Source organism: Oharaeibacter diazotrophicus (assembly GCF_004362745.1).
Classification (GTDB): domain Bacteria; phylum Pseudomonadota; class Alphaproteobacteria; order Rhizobiales; family Pleomorphomonadaceae; genus Oharaeibacter; species Oharaeibacter diazotrophicus.
Genome location: NZ_SNXY01000008.1, coordinates 509,167 through 532,902, shown reverse-complemented (window position 1 = coordinate 532,902; position 23,736 = coordinate 509,167). Strand labels below are relative to the sequence as shown.

22 protein-coding genes are annotated in these 23,736 nt (G+C 71.4%); 9 read left to right on the top strand and 13 right to left on the bottom strand.

Annotation, left to right across the window (positions count from 1 at the left end; all coding sequences use genetic code 11):
* The 5 genes from mnmG to hemE all read right to left on the bottom strand — a co-directional run bounded on the left by mnmG (position 1) and on the right by hemE (position 6,693).
* Positions 1-1,875, bottom strand: coding sequence for a tRNA uridine-5-carboxymethylaminomethyl(34) synthesis enzyme MnmG (gene mnmG, locus EDD54_RS14735; protein WP_126540364.1), 1,875 nt, complete (start codon positions 1,873-1,875; stop codon positions 1-3).
* 207 nt (positions 1,876-2,082) lie between these two features.
* Positions 2,083-3,402: a tRNA uridine-5-carboxymethylaminomethyl(34) synthesis GTPase MnmE gene (mnmE, locus tag EDD54_RS14730; RefSeq protein ID WP_126540363.1), complete on the bottom strand. Its 1,320-nt coding sequence runs from the start codon at positions 3,400-3,402 to the stop codon at positions 2,083-2,085.
* A 219-nt stretch (positions 3,403-3,621) separates the two neighbouring features.
* On the bottom strand, positions 3,622-4,887 hold the full coding sequence (gene rho / locus EDD54_RS14725; protein WP_126540362.1) for a transcription termination factor Rho: 1,266 nt from the start codon (positions 4,885-4,887) through the stop codon (positions 3,622-3,624).
* A gap of 299 nt (positions 4,888-5,186) precedes the next feature.
* Positions 5,187-5,618 (bottom strand): protoporphyrinogen oxidase HemJ, encoded by a 432-nt coding sequence (gene hemJ / locus EDD54_RS14720; RefSeq protein ID WP_126540361.1) that lies wholly within the window; start codon positions 5,616-5,618, stop codon positions 5,187-5,189.
* Positions 5,611-6,693: a uroporphyrinogen decarboxylase gene (gene hemE, locus EDD54_RS14715; protein WP_126540360.1), complete on the bottom strand. Its 1,083-nt coding sequence runs from the start codon at positions 6,691-6,693 to the stop codon at positions 5,611-5,613. Before hemE ends, hemJ begins: the two co-directional genes overlap by 8 nt.
* Before the next feature lie 538 nt (positions 6,694-7,231).
* Here hemE and EDD54_RS14710 point away from each other — a divergent pair.
* The 6 genes from EDD54_RS14710 (at position 7,232) to EDD54_RS14685 (ending at position 11,502) form a co-directional block, all read left to right on the top strand.
* Complete coding sequence (locus tag EDD54_RS14710; protein WP_126540359.1) at positions 7,232-8,086, top strand: pyruvate, water dikinase regulatory protein; 855 nt, start codon at positions 7,232-7,234, stop codon at positions 8,084-8,086.
* Positions 8,087-8,136: 50 nt separating this feature from the next.
* Positions 8,137-8,730 (top strand): Maf-like protein, encoded by a 594-nt coding sequence (locus EDD54_RS14705; RefSeq protein ID WP_126540358.1) that lies wholly within the window; start codon positions 8,137-8,139, stop codon positions 8,728-8,730.
* On the top strand, positions 8,727-9,545 hold the full coding sequence (locus tag EDD54_RS14700; protein ID WP_126540357.1) for a shikimate dehydrogenase: 819 nt from the start codon (positions 8,727-8,729) through the stop codon (positions 9,543-9,545). Before EDD54_RS14705 ends, EDD54_RS14700 begins: the two co-directional genes overlap by 4 nt.
* Positions 9,542-10,123 (top strand): dephospho-CoA kinase, encoded by a 582-nt coding sequence (coaE, locus tag EDD54_RS23035; protein WP_165644317.1) that lies wholly within the window; start codon positions 9,542-9,544, stop codon positions 10,121-10,123. Before EDD54_RS14700 ends, coaE begins: the two co-directional genes overlap by 4 nt.
* Before the next feature lie 90 nt (positions 10,124-10,213).
* Positions 10,214-10,936 carry a DNA polymerase III subunit epsilon gene (dnaQ, locus tag EDD54_RS14690; protein ID WP_126540356.1) on the top strand — a complete coding sequence of 241 codons (723 nt, stop codon included), beginning with the start codon at positions 10,214-10,216 and terminating at the stop codon, positions 10,934-10,936.
* 89 nt (positions 10,937-11,025) lie between these two features.
* Complete coding sequence (locus EDD54_RS14685) at positions 11,026-11,502, top strand: NUDIX hydrolase (RefSeq protein ID WP_245515778.1); 477 nt, start codon at positions 11,026-11,028, stop codon at positions 11,500-11,502.
* Positions 11,503-11,567: 65 nt separating this feature from the next.
* Here EDD54_RS14685 and cysK read toward each other — a convergent pair whose 3' ends face one another.
* From cysK to EDD54_RS14655, 6 genes are all read right to left on the bottom strand, one after another.
* Positions 11,568-12,533 (bottom strand): cysteine synthase A, encoded by a 966-nt coding sequence (gene cysK, locus EDD54_RS14680; RefSeq protein WP_126540354.1) that lies wholly within the window; start codon positions 12,531-12,533, stop codon positions 11,568-11,570.
* Between the two features lie 175 nt (positions 12,534-12,708).
* On the bottom strand, positions 12,709-13,155 hold the full coding sequence (gene dut, locus EDD54_RS14675; RefSeq protein ID WP_207620222.1) for a dUTP diphosphatase: 447 nt from the start codon (positions 13,153-13,155) through the stop codon (positions 12,709-12,711).
* Entirely contained in the window at positions 13,152-14,378 is a 1,227-nt protein-coding gene (gene coaBC, locus EDD54_RS14670; protein WP_126540353.1) for a bifunctional phosphopantothenoylcysteine decarboxylase/phosphopantothenate--cysteine ligase CoaBC, read from the bottom strand. Before coaBC ends, dut begins: the two co-directional genes overlap by 4 nt.
* Entirely contained in the window at positions 14,375-15,097 is a 723-nt protein-coding gene (gene phoU, locus EDD54_RS14665) for a phosphate signaling complex protein PhoU (protein ID WP_126540352.1), read from the bottom strand. Before phoU ends, coaBC begins: the two co-directional genes overlap by 4 nt.
* A 65-nt stretch (positions 15,098-15,162) precedes the next feature.
* A complete protein-coding gene (locus EDD54_RS14660) occupies positions 15,163-16,152 on the bottom strand; it encodes a PstS family phosphate ABC transporter substrate-binding protein (RefSeq protein WP_165644316.1) in 990 nt (329 codons plus the stop codon).
* Positions 16,153-16,202: 50 nt separating this feature from the next.
* The gene (locus EDD54_RS14655) at positions 16,203-17,507 is read right to left on the bottom strand and encodes an ATP-binding protein (RefSeq protein WP_208112206.1); all 1,305 of its coding nucleotides are present in this window, start codon (positions 17,505-17,507) and stop codon (positions 16,203-16,205) included.
* 232 nt (positions 17,508-17,739) lie between these two features.
* On the opposite strand from EDD54_RS14655, the gene ppk2 reads away from it, so the two are divergent.
* On the top strand, positions 17,740-18,636 hold the full coding sequence (gene ppk2 / locus EDD54_RS14650) for a polyphosphate kinase 2 (protein ID WP_126541868.1): 897 nt from the start codon (positions 17,740-17,742) through the stop codon (positions 18,634-18,636).
* A gap of 26 nt (positions 18,637-18,662) precedes the next feature.
* On the opposite strand, the gene EDD54_RS14645 is transcribed toward ppk2, so the two are convergent.
* On the bottom strand, positions 18,663-19,814 hold the full coding sequence (locus EDD54_RS14645; RefSeq protein ID WP_126540350.1) for a response regulator: 1,152 nt from the start codon (positions 19,812-19,814) through the stop codon (positions 18,663-18,665).
* A gap of 238 nt (positions 19,815-20,052) precedes the next feature.
* On the opposite strand from EDD54_RS14645, the gene galE reads away from it, so the two are divergent.
* Entirely contained in the window at positions 20,053-21,057 is a 1,005-nt protein-coding gene (gene galE / locus EDD54_RS14640) for a UDP-glucose 4-epimerase GalE (RefSeq protein ID WP_126540349.1), read from the top strand.
* A gap of 18 nt (positions 21,058-21,075) precedes the next feature.
* On the opposite strand, the gene EDD54_RS14635 is transcribed toward galE, so the two are convergent.
* Complete coding sequence (locus tag EDD54_RS14635) at positions 21,076-22,254, bottom strand: alpha/beta hydrolase (protein WP_165644586.1); 1,179 nt, start codon at positions 22,252-22,254, stop codon at positions 21,076-21,078.
* Between the two features lie 112 nt (positions 22,255-22,366).
* On the opposite strand from EDD54_RS14635, the gene EDD54_RS14630 reads away from it, so the two are divergent.
* A complete protein-coding gene (locus EDD54_RS14630) occupies positions 22,367-23,731 on the top strand; it encodes an aspartate aminotransferase family protein (RefSeq protein ID WP_126540347.1) in 1,365 nt (454 codons plus the stop codon).
* The last annotated feature ends 5 nt before the right edge of the window (positions 23,732-23,736 follow it).

Genomic DNA, 23,736 nt, shown 5'->3' with positions numbered 1-23,736 from the left:
TCACGCCGCCCCCGCGGTCGGGCGGCCGTGGCCGCGCTTCAGATGCGCCAGCAGCAGCGTCAACGCCGCCGGTGTGACGCCCTCGATCCGACCGGCCTGACCGAGGGTCGCCGGACGGATCCGTTCCAGCTTCTGGCGCACCTCGTTGGAGAGTCCGGCGACGGCGGCATAGTCGAACGCGGCCGGAATCGCCAAGCCCTCGTCCTTGCGGAAGGCGGCGATGTCGGCCTCCTGGCGCGGCAGGTAGACCGCGTAATGCGCCTCGGTCTCGAGCGCCGCCGCGACCGTCGGCGCCATGCCGCCGAGCTCGGGCCAGATCCCAGCGAGACGGGCGATGTCGACGTCGGCGTGGGCGAGCAGGTCGTAGGCGCTACGGCGCTGGCCGTCGCGGTTGAGGACGAGTCCGTGCCGGGCCGCCTCGGTCGGGGTCAGGCTGTTCGCCCGCAGCAGCGCCCTTCCCGCCTCCAACGCCTCGGCCTTCGCAGCGAAGGACGCGGCCCGGCCCTGGCCGACCACGCCGAGCGCGACGCCACGCGCGGTCAGACGCTGGTCGGCGTTGTCGGCACGTAGGGTCAGCCGGTACTCCGCCCGCGAGGTGAACATGCGGTAGGGCTCGGCGATGCCCTTGGTGACGAGATCGTCGACCATGACGCCGAGATAGCTGCTCGCCCGGTCGAACACGACCGTGTCCAATCCGCCGGCGCGGCGGGCCGCATTCAGGCCGGCGAGCACACCCTGCGCCGCGGCCTCCTCGTAACCGGTGGTGCCGTTGATCTGACCCGCGAGGAACAGGCCGGCCAGCCGCTTCACTTCCAGGGTCGGCGCCAGCTCGCGCGGATCGACGTGGTCGTATTCGATGGCGTAGCCCGGCTGAAGGATCCGGGCCTGCTCGAGCCCCGGGATCGACGCGATCAGCGCGGCCTGCACGTCCTCCGGCAGCGAGGTCGAGATGCCGTTGGGATAGACCACGGCCGTGTCGAGTCCCTCCGGCTCGAGGAAGATCTGGTGACCGTCGCGGTCGCCGAAACGGACGATCTTGTCCTCGATCGACGGGCAATAGCGCGGCCCCCGGCTTTCGATCTGGCCGGAGTACATCGGCGAGCGGTGGATGTTGTCGCGGATGACCCGGTGGGTCGCCTCGGTGGTCCGGGTGATGTGGCAGGCCACCTGCGGCGTCGTGATAGCCGTGGTCATCGTCGAGAACGGTACCGGATCGTCGTCGCCGGGCTGGGCCTCGAGCCCCTCCCAGGCGATGGTGCGGCCGTCGAGCCGCGGCGGCGTCCCGGTCTTCAACCGCCCGAGCGCCACGCCGATCCGCGCCAGCGTCCGCGACAGCCCGAGCGCCGGCGCTTCGCCGACCCGACCGGCCGGGATCCGACGCTCGCCGATGTGGATCAGGCCGGTCAGGAAGGTGCCGGTCGTCAGCACCACGGCGCCGGCGGTCAAGCGCCGTCCGTCGACCATCGTCACGGCGGCGACTCGACCGTCGGCGATCTCGAGATCGTCGGCCTCGCCCTCGATCACCTGCAGGCCGACCGCGGCACGGATCTCGGACTGCATGGCGGCGCGGTAGAGCGAACGGTCGGCCTGCGCGCGCGGCCCCTGCACCGCCGGACCCTTGCGCCGATTGAGGAGACGGAACTGGATGCCGGCGGCGTCGGCAACCCGCCCCATCAGGCCGTCGAGCGCGTCGACTTCGCGGACCAGGTGACCCTTGCCGAGGCCGCCGATCGCCGGATTGCACGACATCACGCCGATGGTGTCGAAGCGGTGGGTCACCAGCGCCGTGCGTGCGCCCACGCGCCAAGCCGCGTGCGCCGCCTCGACGCCCGCGTGACCGCCGCCGATGACGATGACGTCGTATCCGTCCCGCATGTCCCGAAATCCGCTGAAGACCGCTCCGTGTCTACGGCAATCGGCCGAATCCGTCAAAGACGCCGGGCCGAACCGCTTCCGATTCGATCCACAGCCTGTGGAGTGTTTCACGTGAAACGCGGTGTACGGCGGATCGTTTCGGTTTCGATGTGACCGGGAGACCCGCAACCGCGTTCGGGACCGGCGGGCTTCCCGATCCGCCGAGCGTCACTTGCCGATGCAGAAAGTCGAGAAGATCCGACCGAGCACGTCCTCGACGTCGATCCGTCCGGTCAGCCGACCGAGGTGATCGCCCGCCCGGCGCAACATGTCCGCAACCACCTCCGGCGCGAGTGCGTGTGCGTCGCCGAGCGGCGCGAGGGCAGCGACGGCTTCCGCGAGGTGGTGGCGCTGACGGGCGTGCGCCACCAGCGCCGGCTCGCCGCCCGCTCGGTCGCCCGCCCGCGCGGCGATCGCCGCCACCAGCGCTTCGATCCCCTCCCCCGTCACCACCGAGACCACGGTCGGAAAGTCTCCGCGTTGGACGGGTGGCCGCGGATCGGATCCGAATCGATCGCCCTTGCTCCGGACCGGGACCACTTCGATGCCATCACCGAGATCGTCCGGCGCGGCCATCCCGTCCTCGTCGAGCCAGATCACCAGATCCGCCGCCCTGCCCCGGTCGCGCGCGCGACGGATGCCTTCCGCCTCGACCGCCTCGGCGCCCTCGCGCAGGCCGGCGGTGTCCACCAGCGTCACGGCGACGCCATCGAGATCGAGCCGGATCTCGATCGGGTCGCGCGTCGTGCCGGGAATGTCCGTGACGATCGCGGCGGGACGGCCGGCGAGCGCGTTGAGGAGGCTCGACTTGCCGGCGTTGGGCGGGCCCATCAGCGCCACCTCGAAACCGTCGCGGACCCGTTCGCCCAGAGCGGCCGTCGCCAGCACGGCGGCGATGTCGTCGCGGATCCGAATCGACTCCGTCACCACCGATGCGCCGGCCGCATCAGGCACGTCGTCCTCCTCGGCGAAGTCGAGTTCCGCTTCGAGCATCGCCCGCGCGTCGATCAGGGCCGATCGCCATCCTTCCGCACGACGGGCCAGGGCACCGTCCGCGAGGCGGAGCGCCTGACGGCGCTGGGTCTCGGTCTCCGCCGCGATCAGGTCCGCGAGGCCTTCGACGGCGGTGAGGTCGATGCGGCCGTTCTCGAAGGCGCGGCGGGTGAACTCGCCGGCCTCGGCGGGACGGGTGCCCGGCAGCGCCGCGATCGCGGCGAGCAGTGCCGCGACCACCGCCCGGCCGCCATGGACCGCGAATTCCGCACAGTCCTCGCCGGTGAAGCTCGCGGGCCCGGGAAACCAGGTGACCAGACCTCGGTCGATCGGCTCGCCGTCGGGATGGCGTAGAGTGCGCAGGACGGCCCGACGCGGTTCCGGAGTACTGCCCGCCAGCGCCGCGACGACCGAGGCGGTCACGGGCCCGCTGACGCGGACGACCGCTACACCGGCCGGCAGAGCCCCGCTCGACAGGGCGAAGATCGTGTCCATGTCGGAAGCTCCGATGAGGGGCGCGGGACGGCGACGTCGTCGGACGGAAGCCGCGCGCGGTCAAGTCCCGGCGGACCATTCCGCCGGCTTCGGATCGCACATCAGGATCGTGGACGAATCGATCGTCGATAGGGAAATGATTCACGTGAAACAGAAACGGCCGCCGGAGTGGATCCGGCGGCCGTTCGACTGTTTCACGTGAATCCGGCCCGGGCCGGCTCAGGTGTTCATGGAATCGAAGAAATCGCTGTTCGTGCGGGTCTGGCGCAGCTTGTCGAGCAGGAACTCGATCGCGTCCGTGGTGCCCATCGGGTTGAGGATGCGGCGCAGCACGAAGGTCTTCTTGAGCTTGTCCGGCGGGACCAGGAGGTCCTCCTTGCGGGTGCCGGAGCGCTGGATGTCGATCGCCGGGAACACGCGCTTGTCGGAGATCTTGCGGTCGAGGATGACCTCGGAATTGCCGGTACCCTTGAACTCCTCGAAGATCACCTCGTCCATGCGGCTGCCGGTGTCGATCAGCGCGGTGGCGATGATGGTCAGCGAGCCGCCCTGCTCGATGTTGCGCGCCGCACCGAAGAAGCGCTTCGGCCGCTGCAGCGCGTTGGCGTCGACGCCGCCGGTGAGCACCTTGCCCGAGGAGGGAACGACCGTGTTGTAGGCGCGGCCGAGGCGGGTGATCGAATCGAGCAGGATGACGACGTCGCGGCCGTGCTCGACGAGGCGCTTGGCCTTTTCGATCACCATCTCGGCGACCTGGACGTGGCGCACCGCCGGCTCGTCGAAGGTGGAGGAAACCACCTCGCCGCGCACGGAGCGCTGCATGTCGGTCACCTCTTCCGGGCGCTCGTCGATCAGGAGGACGATCAGGTAGCACTCGGGATGGTTCGTCGTGATCGAGTGCGCGATGTTCTGCAGCAGCACCGTCTTGCCGGTGCGCGGCGGCGCCACGATCAGCGCGCGCTGGCCCTTGCCGAGCGGCGAGACGATGTCGATGATGCGGGCCGAGAAGTCCTTGCCCGGCTGCCCCTCGACCTCCATGCGGAAGCGCTCGTCCGGATAGAGCGGGGTGAGGTTGTCGAAGTGCACCTTGTGGCGCGCCTTCTCCGGATCCTCGAAATTGACGGTGTTGACCTTGAGGAGCGCGAAATAGCGCTCGCCTTCCTTGGGACTGCGGATCTCGCCCTCGACGGTATCGCCGGTGCGCAGCGAGAAGCGGCGGATCTGCGACGGCGAGATGTAGATGTCGTCCGGGCCGGGCAGGTAGTTGGCGTCCGGCGAACGCAGGAAGCCGAAGCCGTCCTGGAGCACCTCGACGACGCCCTCGCCGATGATGTCGACTTCGCTGGCGGCCAGCTGCTTGAGGATGGCGAACAGCAGTTCCTGCTTGCGCATCGTCGAGGCGTTCTCAACCTCCAGCTCCTCCGCGAAGGCGAGCAGCTCGGTCGGGGTCTTCTTCTTGAGGTCCTGGAGTTTCATCTCCGACATGGACGGGGACACTCTCGGTATAGGTCGGCGGAAGCTCGACGGGCGGGGCCGACGTCGAAGGCGGGAAGGCGAGTTCGGAAGCGCGCGGGTCTCTCGAGGAGGCGGCAGGGACGGGGGGGAGTGGAAAAGCCCCCGACCGCTCCGACCGTCGACCGGGGAGGTCGACCGGTCGCCTTGGCGTCTCGATGCACCCGGGGAGAGCGCCGGACGCCGTGCCCGCGGCGTTACTGGACGAGCGACCATATAGAGGCTTCGTCGCCCGCCGGCAAGAGTCGGTGATTTCGTATGGCCGCGGCCGTTCAGAACGGCTTCAGCACGACCAGGATCACGATCGCGACCAGGAGCAGCGTCGGCACCTCGTTGGCGATCCGGTAGAAGCGGTGCGGTCTCGTGTTGGCGTCGGCGGCGAAGTCCTTCTGCCAGCGCCCGCAGGCTCCGTGGAAGCCGCTGAGGATCAGCACGAGCAGCGCCTTGGCGTGGAACCAGCCCTCGGTCCACGCCCCGAGGGTCCAGACCAGGGCGAGGCCAAATACCCAGGTCGAGATCATCGCCGGCGTCATGATCGCCTTGTAGAGCCGGCGCTCCATCACCTTCAGCGTCTCGGAGAGCTCGGATCCCGGCGTGGCGCCGGCGTGATAGACGTAGAGCCGCGGCAGGTAGAACAGCGCGGCCATCCACGCCACCACCGACACGATGTGACCGACCTTCAGCCAGGAATAGGGATCACCCATGGTCTCGAACCTCCCCGGCGCCGCGGACCCGCTCGATCATGCGCGTGACGTTGTCGATCCGCCCGTCCGGCGTGATGCCGTGGCCGAGGTTGAACACCAGCGGTCCGGCGCCGAGCGTTCCGAGGATGCGGTCGATGGCGGCGTCGAGACCGGCCCCGCCGGTGACGAGGCGCAAGGGGTCGAGATTGCCCTGCACCGGTGCCAGCGGCTGGACGTGGTCGCGCACGAAGCCGAGCGAGGCCTGCCAATCGAGCCCGACCGCCGAGACGTCGGTCCGTGCCACGTAGGCCGGCAGCCGCGCGCCGGCGCCCTTCGGGAAGCCGATCACCGGCACGCCGATCCCACGGCCGCGCAGGCCCTCGACGATCCGCCGCACCGGCTCGACCGCGAAGCGCTCGAAGTCGGCGTCGTCGAGGTTGCCGCCCCAGGTGTCGAAGATCTGCACCGCGTCGGCGCCGGCCTCGACCTGCGCGGCGAGATAGCCGATCGAGGTCTCGACCAGGAGGTCGATCAGCCGCTGCACCGCCGCCGGATCGGTCTGGGCGGCCCGCCGGGCCGGGCCCTGGTCGTCGGTGCCGCGGCCGGCGATCATGTAGGTCGCCACCGTCCAGGGCGCACCGCAGAAGCCGAGCAGCGTCGTCTCCGCGGGAAGCCCGGCGCGGATCGAGGCGACCGCTTCGAACACCGGCGCGAGCCGGCCGATCGCCGTCGCGGGATCGACGAGCGGTAGGGCGGCGAGATCGAAGGTCTCGAGCCTGGGCCCCTCCCCTTCGGCGAACCAGAGCTTCTGGCCGAGCGCCTGCGGCACCACCAGGATGTCGGAGAACAGGATCGCCGCGTCGAAGCCGAAGCGGCGGATCGGCTGCAGCGTCACCTCGGTGGCGAGACGCGGGGTGTAGCAGAGCTCGAGGAAGCCGCCGGCCTCGGCGCGGGTGGCACGGTACTCGGGCAGGTACCGGCCGGCCTGGCGCATCATCCAGATCGGCGGCGGCCACAGCCTCTCGCCGGAGAGCACCCGGACCACCTTCCGGGCGCCGGGCTGCGAGGTCGGGGTTCCGGGCGATCCGCTGTCCACCGCGCCACTCCAATAGAGAAGAGTCTCGAAGAGAGATTTTCTGTTTCTTCTAGGCGCTGGATAGCAGGGATCCGCCGCCCTCCACAATCGCTCCCGATTCGCGGACGCCGCATTGCCCGGTCGGGAGACCGTGACGGCGACGACGGGCTTCCGCGGGGAAAACCCGCGTCTGCGCCCGGAGTCCGCGATCGTTTCGGAACCGCATCTGTGAATTCGGCGGCGGTCGGCAGGGGATCGTGAAGCGTCGACGACGGGGTTCCCCACGATTCACGGACCCGCCGGGCGGCTTCCCCGTCGGGGCCCGATGTGGACGGTGGTGGACGCCGCGCGGGGGCGCTCCGGCAGGGGCCGCGCCGACGTCGGTTCGTCCCCGAATCGAGTCGGGCCCGGGACGGCTTTGTGGACAAGCCTCGTCGCCGATTGAGTCCAAAGGATGATTCCGGCCGGCGATCGCCCCTCGCCCTCGCTCGCCGTCTGCGGCACACTCGGGCGTGCCGGGCCGGTCGATCGGATCCGGCGGGGCGCGGGAAGGAACGTCATGAAGCGCGGCCAGATCTACTTCCATCTGCACCTCGTTTCCGATTCCACCGGCGAGACGCTGCTCACCGTCGGCCGTGCCGCAGCGGCACGCTACGAGAACATCGCCCCGATCGAGCACGTCTATCCGCTGGTCCGCTCGCCCCGGCACCTCGACCGCGTCATCGCCGACATCGAGGCCGCCCCGGGCATCGTGCTCTACACGCTGATCGACCGCGAGATCGCCGACCGGCTGGAGACCGCTTGCCGCGAGGCCAACGTGCCCTGCGTCAACGTGCTGGACCCGGTGGTCGACCTGATGCGGTCCTACCTGAACCTGCCGGCGACGGGTAAGGCCGGCGCCCAGCACGCCCTCGACGCCGACTATTTCAAGCGCATCGACGCGCTGAACTTCTCGCTGATGCACGACGACGGCCAGCTGCCGGAGAACATCGAGGACGCCGACATCGTCCTCGTCGGCATCAGCCGCACCTCCAAGACGCCGACCAGCATCTATCTCGCCAACCGCGGTGTGCGCACCACCAACCTGCCGCTGGTGCCGGGTATCCCGGTGCCGGACCGGCTCCTCAAGGCGGAACGGCCGCTGGTGGTCGGCCTGATCGCCTCGCCGGAGCGGATCATGCACATCCGCCAGAACCGGCTGCTGTCGATCAACGCCGCCGACCAGGACACGCCCTACGTCGACAAGACCGCGATCGCCCAGGAGATCGCCTATTCGCGCCGGCTGTGCGGCGAACACGGCTGGCCGATGATCGACGTCACCCGCCGCTCGATCGAGGAAACCGCCGCGGCCATCCTTGCCCTGTGGGACCAACACCGTTACGGCGTCGGCAGCACACGGCCGGGCTTCGTCTGAACCGCGCCGGGCACACGCGGCGGCGAGGGCGTGGAGGAGCATCGAAGAAAATGGCACTGGTACTCGCATCCGGCAGCGCCACGCGGGCGTCGATGCTGACGGCCGCCGGCCTGTTGTTCGAGCGCGTTCCCGCCGACGTCGACGAGCGCGCCGTCGAGGCCTCGATCGCCGGCTCCGGTGTCGGCGCCGATGACGTCGCGGCGATCCTCGCCGAGGTCAAGGCCGGCGAGGTCTCGGCGCGCCGACCCGGCGATCTCGTGATCGGCGCCGACCAGACCCTCGCGCTCGGCGACCGCCGCTTCGACAAGCCGGCCGACATGGAGGCGGCGCGGCGCCAGCTGCTCGCGCTCGCCGGCAACACCCACCACCTGCATTCGGCGGTGACGGTGGTGCGCGACGGCGCGGTGCTGTTCCGCCATGTCTCGACCGCGGCGCTCACCATGCGCGCCTTCACGCCGGCCTTCGTCGGTCACTATCTCGCGGTAGTCGGCGAGCGCGCGCTGTCGAGCGTCGGCGCCTATCAGGTCGAGGGCTTCGGCATCCAGCTGTTCGAGGCGATCGACGGCGACCATTTCACCGTGCTCGGCCTGCCGCTGCTGCCGCTGCTCGGGTTCCTGCGCGACCAGGGAGTGATCGAGCGATGAGGAAGGCCGGTGTCGTCGGGTGGCCGATCACCCATTCGCGCTCGCCGCTGATCCACGGCCACTGGCTTGCCGTCCACGGCATCGACGGCGCCTACGACCGCATCCCCGTGGAGCCGGACCGGGCCGAGGCCTTCTTCGCCGACTTCGCCGCGAGCGGCCTCGTCGGCGCCAACGTCACGATCCCCTACAAGGAGGTCGCGGCAGCGCACGCATGCAACCTCGATCCGGTCGCCGCCCGGCTCGGCGCGGCCAACACGCTGTGGATCGAGGACGGGGTGCTCTGCGCCGGGAACACCGACGTCGCCGGCTTCCTCGGCAACCTCGACGATCGCGCTCCCGGTTGGGACGCCGATCCCGGCGTCGCCTTGGTGCTCGGCGCCGGGGGGGCGGCCAAGGCGGTGGTCGACGGGCTCGTCGGCCGCGGCTTCCGGGTCGAGATCGCCAACCGGACGCTGGCCCGGGCCGAGGACCTAGCCGCGCGCTATCCCGGCCACGTCGGTGCGCATTTTCTTTCGGAAGCGAATCGATTCGTGGCCGACGCCGGACTCCTGGTCAACACCACCTCGCTCGGCATGAAGGGCGAGGGCGACGTCGACCTCGACGTCGGTCGTTGCGCCGCCGAATCGATCGCCTGCGACATCGTCTACGTGCCGTTGGAGACACCGTTCCTGGCGCGGGCGCAGGCGGCCGGCCTGCGCACGGTCGACGGCCTCGGCATGCTGCTGCACCAGGCCGTGCCGGGCTTCGAGCGCTGGTTCGGCGTCCGCCCGACGGTGACGCCGGAGCTGCGCGCCCTGGTGGAGGCCGATCTTTGATCGTGCTCGGCCTCACCGGATCGATCGGCATGGGCAAGTCGACGACGGCCGAGATGTTCCGCGCCCGCGGCGTACCCGTCTTCGACGCGGACGCCACCGTCCATGCGCTCTACGCCGGCCCGCTCGCCGCGCCGGTCGAGGCCGCTTTTCCCGGCACGACGGTGAACGGCGCCGTCGACCGCGCCGCGCTCGGCCGGCGGGTCCTCGGCGACGCCGAGGCGCTGCGGCGGCTGGAGGCGATCGTCCACCCGGCCGTGCGCGCTGCCGAACGCGCATTCCTGGAGGACGCCCGCACGGCCGGTGCCACCGTCGCCGTACTCGACATCCCCCTCCTCTACGAGACCGGCCGCGAGGCCGACGTCGACCGCGTCCTCGTGGTCGGTGCCGCTCCGGAGATCCAGCGCGCCCGCGTGCTCGCCCGCCCGGGCATGACGGCGGAGAAGTTCGAGGCGATCCTCGCCCGCCAGCTGCCCGACGCGGAGAAGCGGCGACGGGCCGACCACGTGATCGACACCGGCGCCGGGATCGCCGCGGCCGAGACGGCGGTTGACGCCCTCCTCGCCGAACTCCGGCGTTGAAAACCGGGCCGTCGGCTTGATCCCGTCCGCTCCACCTGCGAGGGATCGGGAGCCGGCGCGGCTGGGCTCGCCGGAGACGCGGGATCGACCATGCGCGAGATCGTCCTCGACACCGAAACGACCGGCCTCGACCCCAAGACCGGCGACCGCCTCGTCGAGATCGGCGGCGTCGAACTGCACAATCAGTTCCCGACCGGCCGGAGCTTCCACGTCTACATCAACCCCGAGCGGTCGATGCCGCGCGAGGCCTTCGAGGTCCACGGCCTGTCCGAGGAGTTCCTCGCCGACAAGCCGCGCTTCGACGACGTCGCCGACGAGTTCCTCGCCTTCGTCGGCGACGCCCGGCTGGTGATCCACAACGCCCAGTTCGACATGGGCTTCATCAATTTCGAGCTGAAGCGCTCCGGCCGGACCACGATCGGCAACGAGCGCGTCCTCGACACCCTGGCGATGGCGCGGCGCAAACACCCGGGTTCGCCGGCCAGCCTCGACGCGCTGTGCTCGCGCTACGGCATCGACACCTCCAAGCGCGTCAAGCACGGCGCGCTGCTCGACGCCGAACTGCTCGCCGAGGTCTACATCGAGCTGAACGGCGGCCGGCAGGCCGACCTCGGTCTCGCCCCCGCCGGCATGGAGCCGACCCGCAGCGACGGCCGTCCGCGCGCCGTCGTCGGCCCGCGGCCGGTCCCCCTCCCCGCCCGGATCCAGCCCGAGGAGATCGCCGCCCACGCCGCCTTCGTGGCCGGGCTCGGCGACAAGGCGATCTGGCTGCGCTATCTCGACCAGCCGGTGCCGGACGAGACCGGCGGTTGAACACCGTCGGAATCCAACGTCTTTCGCATGGTTCGTGACGGCCGACCCGGCCTAGACTGGGGACGAATCAGCCTATGGAACGAGAGAGCGTGGCGAAGCCGTCCAAGACACCCGCCTTCCTTCAGGTCGCCGCCCTGCCCTGGCGGCGCGACGCCGACGGGACCGTCCGCGTCGTGCTGGTGACGTCGCGCGAACGCGGGCGCTGGATCCTGCCCAAGGGCTGGCCGATCAAGGGCCTGAAGGACTGCGAGGCCGCCGAGACGGAGGCGATGGAGGAGGCCGGCCTCGTCGGCCGCGTCACGACCGATCCGATCGGCCGCTTCCAGTACGACAAGAGCTTCCCGAAGCGCGTCGCCGCGGTGGCGGTCGACGTCTACGGTCTCGAGGTCGAACGTCAGCTCGACGACTGGCTGGAGAAGGGTCAGCGCGAGGTGCGCTGGCTCAAGCCCGACAAGGCGGCCAAGCTCGCCGCCGACACCGGTGTCGGCGCGCTGATCCTCGCCTTCGTGGCGACGCTCACCGAGACCTCGCGGCCGGCCCCGCAGCCGGCGGAGTCGCTCTCCTAGATGGCCTCCGGAAACGCCGAAGCGTTTCCGGAGCTGTCCGATCCGGGGGTGCGGATCGCGATAGATCAGGCGAGACCCTCGAACAGTGCGGTCGAAAGATAGCGCTCGGCGAAGGACGGGATGATCACGACGATTGTCTTGCCGGCGAACTCCGGCCGCTGCCCGACCTTGACGGCCGCCGCGACCGCCGCGCCGGACGAGATCCCGACCGGGATGCCCTCGAGGCGGGCGACCAGACGGGCGGTCTCGAGCGCCTCGTCCGAGGAGATCTGGACGACCTCGTCGTAGATGGCGGTGTTGAGCACGCCCGGCACGAAGCCGGCGCCGATGCCTTGGATCTTGTGCGGACCCGGATTGCCGCCGGACAGTACCGGGCTCTCGACCGGCTCGACCGCGACGATGCGCACGCCGGGCTTCCTCGCCTTCAGCACTTCGCCGACGCCGGTGATGGTGCCGCCGGTGCCGATGCCGGAGACGACGACGTCGACCTCGCCGGCGGTGTCGTTCCAGATCTCCTCGGCGGTGGTGCGCCGGTGGATCTCCGGGTTCGCCGGGTTCTGGAACTGCTGCGGGATGACCGCGCCGGGGATCGTCGACACCAGTTCCTCGGCCTTGGCGATCGCACCCTTCATGCCCTTGGCCGCTTCGGTCAGCTCCAGTTCGGCGCCGAGCAGCTTCAGCATCTTGCGCCGCTCGATCGACATCGATTCCGGCATCACCAGGATCAGCCGGTAGCCCTTGGCGGCGGCGACGAAGGCGAGTGCGATGCCGGTGTTGCCCGAGGTCGGCTCGATCAGCGTGGTCTCGCCGGGACGAATCTTGCCGGCGGCTTCGAGCGATTCGACCAGCGCCACGCCGATGCGGTCCTTCACCGAGGCGATCGGGTTGAAGAACTCGAGCTTGCCGACGAGGCGGGCGCCGACCTGCTTGTCGCGCGCCACCTTGTCGAGGCGGACCAGCGGGGTGTCGCCGATCGTCTCGGTGATCGAATCGTAGATCTTGCCGCGGCCGCGACGGGTCGTGTCGGTCATGGACGGTTCCTCCGGGCAGTTGTCGGTCCGGCCGCGCGAGCGGTCGGCGGAATGGCACGATCCTACCGCCCCCTGCCCCGGCTCGCCAGCCAAGCCGGCGGGCACGCTCGCCGATCGGCAGTGAACCATTCCGAAATCGCCCTGATTCGGAGAAAGAACTTGCGCTTGGGTCCGATCAGGACCGACCCGTTGATCCGAACCCGCCGGCGCCGCGATCGGTTTCGTCGAGATCCTCGACCACCACCGGCGCGGCGCGTGTCACCGGGGCCACGACCAGTTGCGCGATCCGGTCTCCGCGCGAGACCACGAAAGGCTCCTCGCCGTGGTTGACCAGGATGACCTGGACCTCGCCGCGATAGTCGGCGTCGATGGTCCCCGGGGCGTTCAGCACCGTGACGCCGTGACGGGCGGCGAGGCCCGAGCGGGGCCGGACCTGGGCCTCGTATCCCTCCGGCAGCGCGATCGCGAGTCCGGTCGGCACCAGCGCCCGGGCGCCGGGCGCGATGGTCGTCGGCGCCTCGACGGCGGCGACGAGGTCCATGCCGGCGGCGCCGGCGGTCTGGTAGGCCGGCAGCGGCAGGCCGGCGCCGTGGGGCAGGACGCGGACGGGCAGGCGGATCAACCGAGGTCTCCGAGGCGTGCGGCGATCAGGGCGACGAGCCGTTCGGCCACGGCATCCTTGTCCATGGTCGGCCAGTCCTCGACGCCGGCGGCCGAGAGGATGTGGACGGTGTTGCGCGTGCCGCCCATCACGCCGCCGGCGGGCGACACGTCGTTGGCGACGATCACGTCGGCGCCCTTGCGGGCGAGCTTGGCGGTGCCGTTGGCGATCACATCGTTCGTTTCGGCTGCGAAACCGATCACCAGACGCGGCCGCGCCACATGGTGGCCGACGGTCCGCAGGATGTCGGGGTTCTCGGTCAGCGCCAGCCCCGGCACGGCGCCGCTGCCGTCCTTCTTGATCTTGGCGTCGGCGGCGGTTGCGACGCGCCAGTCGGCCACCGCCGCCGCCATGACCGCGACGTCGACCGGCAGGGCCGCCTCGACCGCGGCCAGCATCTCCCGGGCGGTCTCGACCCGGACCACGGCGACCCCCGCGGGGTCGGGGATGGTCACCGGGCCGGACACCAGCACCACCTCGGCGCCGGCCCGTGCCGCGGCGGCGGCGATGGCGTGGCCCTGGCGGCCGGACGAGCGGTTGGCGATGTAGCGCACCGGATCGATCGGCTCGTGGGTCGGCCCGGAGGTGATCAGCACGCGCCGGCCGGCGAGCGGCCGCGGCGTTTCGGCGGCGGCGAAGAAGGCCTCGATCGCGGCGACCGCCTCCATCGGCTCGACGAGGCGGCCGACGCCGGCCTCGCCGCGTTCGGCCATCGCGCCGACGGCCGGACCGACCACGGTCACGCCGTCGGCGAGGAGCGTGGCGACGTTGCGCCGGGTCGCCGGTGCCGCCCACATGGTCGGGTTCATCGCCGGCAGCACCATCACCGGGGCGGTGGTGGCGAGGAGGCAGGTCGAGGCGAGGTCGTCGGCGTGGCCGCCGGCCATCTTGGCGAGGAGGTCGGCCGTCGCCGGGGCGACCACGACGAGGTCGGCGTCGCGGGCGAGGCGGATATGGCCGACGTCCTGCTCGTCGGTGAGGTCGAACAGGTCGGTGAAGACGCGCTCGCCGGTGAGCGCGCCGAGCGACAGCGGCGTCACGAAGCGCTGGGCCGCGGCGGTCATGACCGCACGGAGCCGTGCGCCGCGCTCCTTCAGCCGGCGGGCGAGGTCGAGCACCTTGTAGGCGGCGATCCCGCCGCCGATCACCAGCAGGATCCGCTTGCCGGAAAGGCTCCCGGTCACGGCAGCGCCCCGCCTTCGATCGGGTCGTCGGCCGTGGTGTCGGCCTTCGGCCGTTCGTCGTCGAAGGCGATGCCGGTGATGACGTAGTGCACGGTCTCGGCGATGTTGGTGGCGTGGTCGCCGATGCGCTCGACGTTCTTGGCGCAGAACAACAGGTGCGTGCACAGCGAGATGTTGCGCGGGTCCTCCATCATGTAGGTCAGGAGTTCGCGGAACAGCGAGGTGTAGAGCGCGTCGATCTCGCCGTCGCGCTGGCGCACCAGATGGGCGGCGGCGTCGTCGCGGTCGGAGAAGGCGTCGAGCACCGTCTTGAGCTGCTCGGCGGCGATGTCGGCGATGTGCTCGACGCCGACGACCAGCCGCTTGTTCAGCACCGCGCCCTGGATCGCGACCACGCGCTTGGCGATGTTCTTGGCGAGGTCGCCGACCCGCTCGAGCTCGCTGGCGATCCGCATCGAGGCGACGACCTCGCGCAGGTCGAGCGCCATCGGCTGGCGTCGCGCGATCACCAGGATGGCGCGGTCCTCGGTCTCGCGCTGCAGCCGGTCGAGCAGGCGGTCGCGCTCGATCACCGTGCGGGCGAGGTCGGGGTCCGAACGCTTCAGCGCGTCGATGGCGTCGTGGATCAGTCGTTCCGCCAGACCACCCATCTCGGCGACCCGGCCGCCGAGGACCTTGAGCTCCTGCTCGAACGCGGAAACGGTGTGCTCCATCGCCATCCCTCTCCAATCCCCTCGCCGCCCTGCCTACGACTTTCCGCACCGGGAGGGAAGGGCGCCGGCCGTCACGGCCGCGCCAGCCGGGAGATCCGGGCCCGGAGCCCGACCCGGTCCTCGGCCGACGGCGCCACCACCCCCGCGCCGGCGAGGTGGCCACCGGGACCGAGCGCCTCCTCCGACAGCAGACCGTCGAGCAGGCGGTCGAGGCCCGTCACCGCCGCGCGGTGCGCGTCCTTGACGACGAGATGGAGCGGGAAGCCGGCGGGATAGCGCCCGCTCGCGATCGCCTCCTCGTCCGGTGCGACGCCGTCGAGGCCGATCCGGCGGAGCGGCGCCGCGGCGGAACCGAGACCGACCACGCCGACGGCGGCGGGATCGTCCACGAGCGCGGCGACGACCTTCGCGTCGCCGCCTTCGAGAGCGACATAAGCGCCGTCGCGGCGCAGCGTCCGGCAGACCGGCCCCGCTTCCGCCGGCAGCGCCGCGAGTTCGGGCGAGGCGGCGCAGCCCGGTTCGACCACGCGGTCGAGCAGGATCCCGTAGAGGTCGCCGCCCGGGGCGGGGCCGACCACCCGGATCGGTCGGTCCGGCAGCGCCGGGTCGATCTCGGCCCAAGTGCGGAAGGGATTGGCGATAAGCTGGCCGTCGACCAGTAGCTTGGCGAGTAGAGCCTCGGAGAGCTGCCGGCGCCCGATCGACGGGCCGGGACCGTCCGGGCCGGTCACCAGCACCGCCGCGCCGGTTCCGAGCCGGAGATCGGTCACCGCGGTGATGCCGGCGGCGGTGCAGGCCTTGGTCTCGGCGTCGGTCAGCGGGCGCAGCGTGCCGACGGCGTCGGGCGTCTCGGGCCCGGTACCGGCGCAGAAAGCGGCGATGCCGCCGTCGGTGCCGCCGGCGCGGACGCTGCCGGGCAGGCCGAGCCGTTCCAGGGTGCGGGCGGCGAGGGCGACGACCTCGCGCGCCCCGACCACGGTCACGGCGTCGCGCGCCGCTGTGGTGCCGGTCACGGCCAGGACGAGGACGGCGGCGAGGCTTGCGACGACCCTTCGACCCACGGCGACCTCGCTCGACGACCGCCGGCGGACCCGCGCCGGCCTTCGATCCTCTATGGCCCTTCGCGTGCCGTCGCGCCAGTCTCGACCGCTGCCGCCACCGGCGTCGCCGGCAGCCAGACCGCGACCTCGGTGCCGACGCCCGGCGTCGACCGGATCGCCAGCCGGCCGCGGTGGCGTGCGACCACGTGCTTGACGATGGCGAGGCCGAGGCCGGTGCCCTTGCGCCGCCGACTGCCGTCGGCGTCGACCCGGTAGAAGCGCTCCGTCAACCGCGGCAGGTGCTCGGCGGCGATGCCCGGCCCGTCGTCGCGCACCGTCAGGCGCACGCCGGAGACACCCTCGGGCCCGGCCTCGGCGACGACCGCGAGCGTGACCGTGCCGCCGTCGCGGCCGTATTTCAGGCCGTTCTCGACGAGGTTCGACACCACCTGGATGATCTCGTCGCGGTCGCCGCGGACCGTGGCGTCGACCTCGCCCTCGACGGCGATGCGGCTGCCGGTGCTCGCGGCCAGCGGCGCCAGCGCCGCGGCGACGTGGCGGATCACCTCGTCCGGGTCGACCGCGCCGGACGGCACGAGGTGCGCTTTCATCTCGACGCGCGACAGCGACAACAGGTCGTCGATCAGCCGCGCCATCCGCTGCGCCTGCTCGAGCATGATCTTCAGGAAGCGCTCGCGGTTGGCGGCGTCGTCGCGGGCCGGGCCGAGCAGCGTCTCGACGAAGCCGGTCAGCGAGGCGAGGGGGGTCCGGAGCTCGTGGCTGGCGTTGGCGACGAAGTCGGCGCGGGTGCGGTCGAGCCGGACCTGTTCGGTCTCGTCGGTGAGACGCACCAGCACGAAGTCGGCGCGCTCGCGGCCCTCGCGCCGGCCGAGCAGCATCGGCGTGACACGGACCGCCCAGACCCGCTCCGTCGGGACCCGGTCGGTGAAGCGCAGCGCCCCCGGCGTCGCGTGCCGGCCGGCCTGTTCGACCGCGGCGAGCAGTTCGGGCACCCGGAGCTTGAACGACAGCGGATCGCCCATCCGCGCGGCGCCGAAACGCTCGACCGCGATGCGGTTCTGGTAGCGCACCACCCCTTCGGCGTCGGTGACGAAGCAAGGGTCGTCGATGGCGTCCACGGTGACGCGCATGCCGGGGTCCGGCCAGAGCTTCGGCGAGCGGTCGGCGCCGGCGCGGATCCGTGGCGCCGTCTCGCGCGGGCGTGGCCACAGCGCCGTCGCCAGCGCACCGGCCACGGCCGTCGCGGCCGCCAGCGGCGGCAGGTCGAAGGACGGGATCGCCGCCACGGCGGCCGCGGCGACCACCAGGAGCCCGGGCGCGGCCGCCGCGAGGCGGCGGACGGCGCGCCCCGCCATCGTCCGCCCCGCCCTCTCCTCGCCGTCGGCCAAGGTCACCTCCGTGGAACCGGGGCTCGCCAGCCGCCGTTCGAGCCTGCTAGCATTTCCCTGCGACGGGACATTAAAGGGGTGATCGGTCGTGGCCAAGAAGGACCGCAAGTCCGCCGCGCGCGGCAGGGACGGGGACGGCGTCGACGCTTCGCGCGTCAAGGTCGACGCCGAGAAGACCGCCGCGGTCGAGGGCGAGGCCGTGCTGGCCGCCCAGGCGCCGGAGGCACCGGCGATCCGTGTCCGCGACGTCCCCTTCGATCTCGACGATCCCGTCTTCCCGCCCGCCCTCGCCGAGCGCGCGCTCGCGTCGGGCGGCTACCCCTATGCCGAGGAGATCAAGGGCAAGGTCTACGACGAGCAGCTCCGGCTGCTGCAGATCGAACTCGTGAAGCTGCAGAAGTGGGTCGGCGACACCGGCGCGCGGGTGGTCGTGCTGTTCGAGGGGCGCGACGCCGCCGGCAAGGGCGGCATGGTCTCGACCTTCCGCGCCTACATGAACCCGCGCTCCTGCCGCTCCGTGGCGCTGCCGAAGCCCACCGAGACCGAGCGCGGCCAGTGGTACTTCCAGCGCTACGCCGCTCAGTTGCCGACCCGCGGCGAGATCGTGCTGTTCGACCGCAGCTGGTACAACCGCGCCGGCGTCGAACGCGTGTTCGGCTTCGCCGAGCCGGGGCAGGTCAGCCATTTCCTCGCCGAGGCACCCCGCTTCGAGCGTCTACTCGTCGATGACGGCGTCCTGCTGTTCAAGTTCTGGCTCGACATCGGCCGCGAGATGCAGCTGAAGCGCTTCCACGACCGCCGCCACGATCCGCTCAAGATCTGGAAGCTGTCGCCGATCGACATCGAGGCGCTCGGGCGCTGGGACGACTATTCCGCGGCGCGCGACGCCATGCTCGAAGCCACCGACACCGAGGCCGCCCCCTGGATCGTGGTCAAGGCCAACGACAAGCGCCGCGCCCGTCTGAACGCCATCCGCCACGTGCTCCGCGCCATCGACTACGCCGGCAAGTCCGAGGCGGCGATCGGCGAACTCGACCCCAACCTGATCGGCCGGGGTGCGGCGATGCCGAAGGGCAAGGAGAAGGGCAAGGACTGACGGCCGGGACCGAGGGTCCGCAGCCGTCAGTCGAAGGTGGCGCGCAGCGGCAGCACCAGGCGCCCGATCACCGGACCGGAGCGGCCTTCGAAGGTCGCCTCGCCGCCGCAGGCGCGGGCCAGCGTCTCCACAAGGAACCGGCGGGCCGCCGCGGCCGCCACCGCGCGGGCCTCGTCCTCGTCCTCCGGCGACGGCAGGTCCTCGTCGCGGATCGGTTTCAGGGCGAGGATCTCGATCTCGAGCCGGCCGTCGACCACGAAGGGCACGATCGACAGGCTGCGCCCGCGGGCGATCTCCTCGGACGCCTCGGCGAAGAAGCCCTGGACGAGGTCGGCGAACAGGGCCGGGCTGGTCTCGATCGTCACCGGCATCGACGGCATCGTGAAGTCGACCGTCGCGCCGGCTGCCGCGCGCGTCTCGACGATGCGGACGGCGTCGGCGAGATAGGGCAGGGCGTCGAAGCGGCGCGACCCCGAACCCTGGCGCGTCGCCCGCTCGAGCCCCGCCAGCTTGTCGATCACGTCGGCGCGGATCTCGCTGGAGTTGGAGACGATGTCGGCCATCAGTTCGTGGACGCCGCGCGCGGCGTCGTCCTGCGCCATCGCCAGCGTCGAAGCGGCGTGGACGCGATCGAGGCTGCGGAGCAGCGCCTTCAGCCAGCGCGCGACGCCGCTGCCGGGCTGCTGGTCGGCCGGCCCGTCGCCGTCCTCGGGCGGCAGGAGGGTGGAGAACACGCGGTCGAGCGCGGCCGGGCTGAGGTCGGCCTTGGCGACGAAGCCGGCGGCGCCGGCGCGGCGGCCGATCAGCTCGATGTCCTCGTTCTCGAGCGAGGACACCAGCACCACCGGGCAGGGCACGACGGCGGACTTCAGCTCGTCGATCAGCGGGATCGTGGTCTCGGACCCGAGCCAGAAGTCGCACAGCACCACGTCGAAGCGGTGGCGTGCGATCATCGAGCGGGCGAGCGCCAGCGATTCGGCATGGGCGAATTCGACCTCGAAGCTCCTGAGGTCGTCGAGATGGCGTCCGAGGAGGAAGACGTCGTCGGCGTCGTCTTCGACATAGAGCACGGTGATCGGCCGGCGCTGCGGAACGCCGGACCCGTGCTCGACGATCTGAAGCCGGGGCGACCGAATGTTCCCGAGGGAATCGGCGCGGCGATCGAGAGGGCCAACCATGGAGATTTCCTGTCGAGGGTCGCGATTCCGGGGCCTCCCGCAAGGACCGAATCACTCCTCGGATAAGATCGAACAGACCGCGTTAGTTAACAAGCCTATAAATTCTTCCATTAACAAATGGTTAATTCCCATGCACCACTCATGGGAGAGACTGCGCGCGTGAACGCGATGTCAACGGGTGTCGATGCATGAAGGACCCGGAAACGGCGCGAATCCGCCGCTGGACGGGGCGAGGGACATGGCGACACTGGTCACCGGCGGGGCCGGCTACATCGGCAGCCACATGGTGCACGCGCTGGTCGACCGCGGCGAGACCGTGGTGGTGCTCGACGACCTGTCCACCGGATTCGAGGCGGTTCTGCCCGACGCGGCCACGCTGGTGGTCGGCGACATAGGCGACGAGGTGCTGGTCGGCGGGCTGATCGCGAGCCGGGGCATCGACGCGATCGTCCATTTCGCCGGATCGATCGTCGTTCCGGAATCGGTGGCGGATCCGCTCAAGTATTACTTGAACAATACGGTGAAGTCGCGGGCGCTGATCGCGGCCGCGGTGCGCGGCGGGGTCGGCGCCTTCCTGTTCTCCTCCACCGCCGCCGTCTACGGCGAGCCGACGGTCGATGCCCCGATCGGCGAGACCGTCGCGCCGGCCCCGGTGTCGCCCTACGGCTGGTCCAAGCTGATGACCGAGGTGATGCTGCGCGACGCCGCCGCCGCCCACGGCCTCGCCTACACCGTGCTGCGCTACTTCAACGTCGCCGGTGCCGATCCGAAGGGCCGCACCGGCCAGTCGACCCCCAACGCCACCCATCTGATCAAGATCGCCTGCCAGACCGCCCTCGGGCAGCGCGCGAAGATGCAGGTGTTCGGCACCGATTACCCGACGCCCGACGGCACCTGCCTGCGCGACTACATCCACGTCACCGACCTCGTCGAGGCCCACGTCCTCGCGCTGGCGCGGCTGCGCGCCGGTGGCGGCAACCTCGTCGCCAACTGCGGCTACGGCCGCGGCTTCTCGGTGCGCGAGGTGGTAGAGGCGGTGCGGCGCGTCTCCGGTGTCGACTTCGTCGCCGAGGTGGTCGACCGCCGCCCGGGCGACCCGTCCGCCCTCGTCGCCGACTCCGGCCTGATCCGTCGCGAGCTCGGCTGGGTGCCGGCCCTCGACGACCTCGACGGCATCGTCGGCAACGCCCTCGCCTGGGAGGCCGCGCTCGCCCGCCGCAACAGCGCCCCGGGTGCCCGGTGACCTCCGCGGCCGGGCGTCTCAGCGTCCGGCGACGGCGCGGAACGGCGCGGTGACCAGATAGGCCGGCAGCGTGATCACCGCGCCGGCGGTGCGCCCGACGAAGCCGCCCACCGAGCCGCCGAAGCTCGTGGCGTCGGCGGCGAGGCCGCTGGCGGGATCGGCGAGGTCGCCGGCGGCGATGCGCCGGCGCAGCCGCTCGGTGAAGGCGGGTGTCACCGCGGCGAACTTGGAGTGGTTGAGCGCGTCGTCGTCGACGCCGGCCACCTTGCTGAGGTCCACCACCACCACGCCGAGGTCGGCGATCTCCTCGGCGTCGCCGGTGTAGGCGCCGAGCCGCGGCTTGTCCCCGGCGATCAAGCTCGACACCGCCAGCGCCTGGTCGTCCGACGAGGCGAACAGGATGAACGGAGGCTTCGGCACGCCGAGCCGGCGCATCTGCGCCTTGAAGACGTCGACGTCGATGTCGGGCGAGGCGAGGAACACCTGCGAGAGCTTGCCGCCGAAGTCGCCGTGGCCGCCGATCCGGGCCTGCCGGAGCGTCTCGATCGCCAGCCAGTTCCCCATCGAATGGGCGAACAGGAAGACGTGGTCGGCGCCCGAGCGCGCCGCCATGGTCAGCGTCCGCTCGAGGCCGTCGCGGGCGACGGTGGCGCTGTCGCGGTCGTAGACGTAGTCGAGCACGCCGCCGCGCGAGGCCCAGGTGAACAGCACGGTGACGCCGTCGAAGGCGGTGTCGTGGTCGAGTTGGGCGGCGCGGAACACCGCCTCGTCGAAGCGCGTGTTGTAGCCGTGCACGAACACCGCGACGTCGCGCGAACCGTTCGGCCGGCTCGCCACCGCCGCCTTCAGCCGCGCCGCGAAGGCCGCCTCGCCGTCGACGTAGGCGGTGGAACGGGTGACGAAGTCGGTCGCCGGATTGCCGGGCAGCCGGCGCGGCCATTCCACGACGCCGTCCTTGTGGGTCGGAGGCACCGAGACCGTGAGGTCGGCGAAGTCGAGCGCCTCGGCGCGCTCGCCGGAGAACATTCCCGGCTTGTCGGTCTCGCGCTCGCGGGTGGTGGCGACCAGGATCCGCTGGTCCGTCGCACCGGGCGCCGCGGTCGTCACCGGCACCAGCACGGCGCCGTCCGGCCGTCCCGCGCATCCGGCGGTCGCGAGCGTGAGCGCGAGGAGGATCGTGACGACGGCGGGGCGCATGGCACTTGCTCGAAGGACGGATCGGGTCGCGCGAACCTGCATCGCCGCCGCGGCCTTGGCAAGCGCGGGCCCGGGACTGGACAAGCGGTGCGGTTTCCGCCATCACGGTGCCATGACGATTTGTGATCACATTCCCAACGACCGGGTCACGCGCGTCGCCGAGGCGGAGCGGGCCACCTTCGTCGCGCGCAATCCGAAGTCGGCCGCGCTGGCCGAGAGCGCCGGGCGCCACATGCCCGGCGGCGTGCCGCTGCACTGGATGAAGGACTTCGGCACGCCGTTCCCGTTGGTGGTCGATCGTGCCGAGGGCGCCGAACTCGTCGACGCCGACGGTCACCTTATGGCGGATTTCTGCCTCGGCGACACCGGCGCCATGTTCGGCCACGCCCCCGCCCCCGTCGTCGCGGCGATCCGCGCGGCGGTCGGCGACGGCCTCACCGCCATGATGCCCTCGCCCGACGTGACCCGCGTCGGCGAGGGGCTCGCCGACCTGTTCGGCCTGCCGTTCTGGCAGGTGACCCAGACCGCCTCCGACGCCAACCGTGCCGTGATCCGCTGGGCCCGTGCGATCACGAAACGGCCGCGCCTGCTCGTCTTCGCCGGCTGCTACCACGGGCAGGTCGACGACGTCTTCGTCGCCCGCGACGAAGACGGCCGCACCGTCAACCGGCCGGGCCTGCTCGGTCAGGTCGTCGACCTCTCGGCGACCACGGTCTGCGTGCCCTTCAACGACCTTGCCGCCGTCGAGCGCGAACTCGCCCGCGGCGACGTCGCGCTGGTGCTGACCGAGCCGGCGCTGACCAACACCGCCATGGTACTGCCGGCGCCGGGCTTCCTCGAGGGTGTCGAGGCGGCCTGCCGCGCCGCCGGCACCCTGTTCTGCCTCGACGAGACCCACACGATCTCCACCGCCCGCGGCGGCTACACCCGCGCCCACGGCTTCGCGCCCGACTTCTTCGTGGTCGGCAAGCCGATCGCCGGCGGCCTGCCGGCGGCGGTGTTCGGCTTCACGGCGGCGGTCGAGGTGGCGATGCGCCGGGTCGACGCCGAGCGGCCGCACGGCTATTCCGGTGTCGGCACCACGCTCTCCGGCAACCGCCTCCAACTCGCCGCCATGCGCGCCTGCATCGAGGAGGTGATGACCGCGGACGCCTACGCCCACATGCTGACGCTCTCGGCCGTCCTCGCCGACGGCCTCGCCGCGGCGATCGCCCGCCACCGGCTGCCCTGGTCGGTGACCCGGCTCGGCGCCCGCGCCGAGATCGTCCATTCGCCGACCCCCCTCCTCGACGGTGCCCACGCCGCCCGCACGGTCGACCACGACCTCGAAGGGGTGATCCACCTCTTCCTTCTCAACCGCGACGTCCTGGTGACGCCGTTCCACAACATGACGCTGGTCTCGCCGGCGACGACGCGGGCTCATGTCGACCGCCTCGTCGTCGCCTTCGACCAGGCGCTCGACGCACTCGCCGGGTGAAGTCC

Bases quoted from the DNA above. Each gene is read 5' to 3' on its own strand.
- hemJ (WP_126540361.1), bottom strand. From the start codon at position 5,618: ATGGGTGATCCCTATTCCTGGCTGAAGGTCGGTCACATCGTGTCGGTG.
- galE (WP_126540349.1), top strand. From the start codon at position 20,053: ATGGCGACACTGGTCACCGGCGGGGCCGGCTACATCGGCAGCCACATG.
- EDD54_RS14630 (WP_126540347.1), top strand. From the start codon at position 22,367: ATGACGATTTGTGATCACATTCCCAACGACCGGGTCACGCGCGTCGCC.
- mnmE (WP_126540363.1), bottom strand. From the start codon at position 3,402: ATGGACACGATCTTCGCCCTGTCGAGCGGGGCTCTGCCGGCCGGTGTA.
- phoU (WP_126540352.1), bottom strand. From the start codon at position 15,097: ATGGCGATGGAGCACACCGTTTCCGCGTTCGAGCAGGAGCTCAAGGTC.
- EDD54_RS14705 (WP_126540358.1), top strand. From the start codon at position 8,137: ATGGCACTGGTACTCGCATCCGGCAGCGCCACGCGGGCGTCGATGCTG.
- EDD54_RS14710 (WP_126540359.1), top strand. From the start codon at position 7,232: ATGAAGCGCGGCCAGATCTACTTCCATCTGCACCTCGTTTCCGATTCC.
- mnmG (WP_126540364.1), bottom strand. From the start codon at position 1,875: ATGCGGGACGGATACGACGTCATCGTCATCGGCGGCGGTCACGCGGGC.
- EDD54_RS14700 (WP_126540357.1), top strand. From the start codon at position 8,727: ATGAGGAAGGCCGGTGTCGTCGGGTGGCCGATCACCCATTCGCGCTCG.
- cysK (WP_126540354.1), bottom strand. From the start codon at position 12,533: ATGACCGACACGACCCGTCGCGGCCGCGGCAAGATCTACGATTCGATC.
- dnaQ (WP_126540356.1), top strand. From the start codon at position 10,214: ATGCGCGAGATCGTCCTCGACACCGAAACGACCGGCCTCGACCCCAAG.
- EDD54_RS14635 (WP_165644586.1), bottom strand. From the start codon at position 22,254: ATGCGCCCCGCCGTCGTCACGATCCTCCTCGCGCTCACGCTCGCGACC.
- EDD54_RS14655 (WP_208112206.1), bottom strand. From the start codon at position 17,507: ATGGCGGGGCGCGCCGTCCGCCGCCTCGCGGCGGCCGCGCCCGGGCTC.
- EDD54_RS14645 (WP_126540350.1), bottom strand. From the start codon at position 19,814: ATGGTTGGCCCTCTCGATCGCCGCGCCGATTCCCTCGGGAACATTCGG.
- rho (WP_126540362.1), bottom strand. From the start codon at position 4,887: ATGTCGGAGATGAAACTCCAGGACCTCAAGAAGAAGACCCCGACCGAG.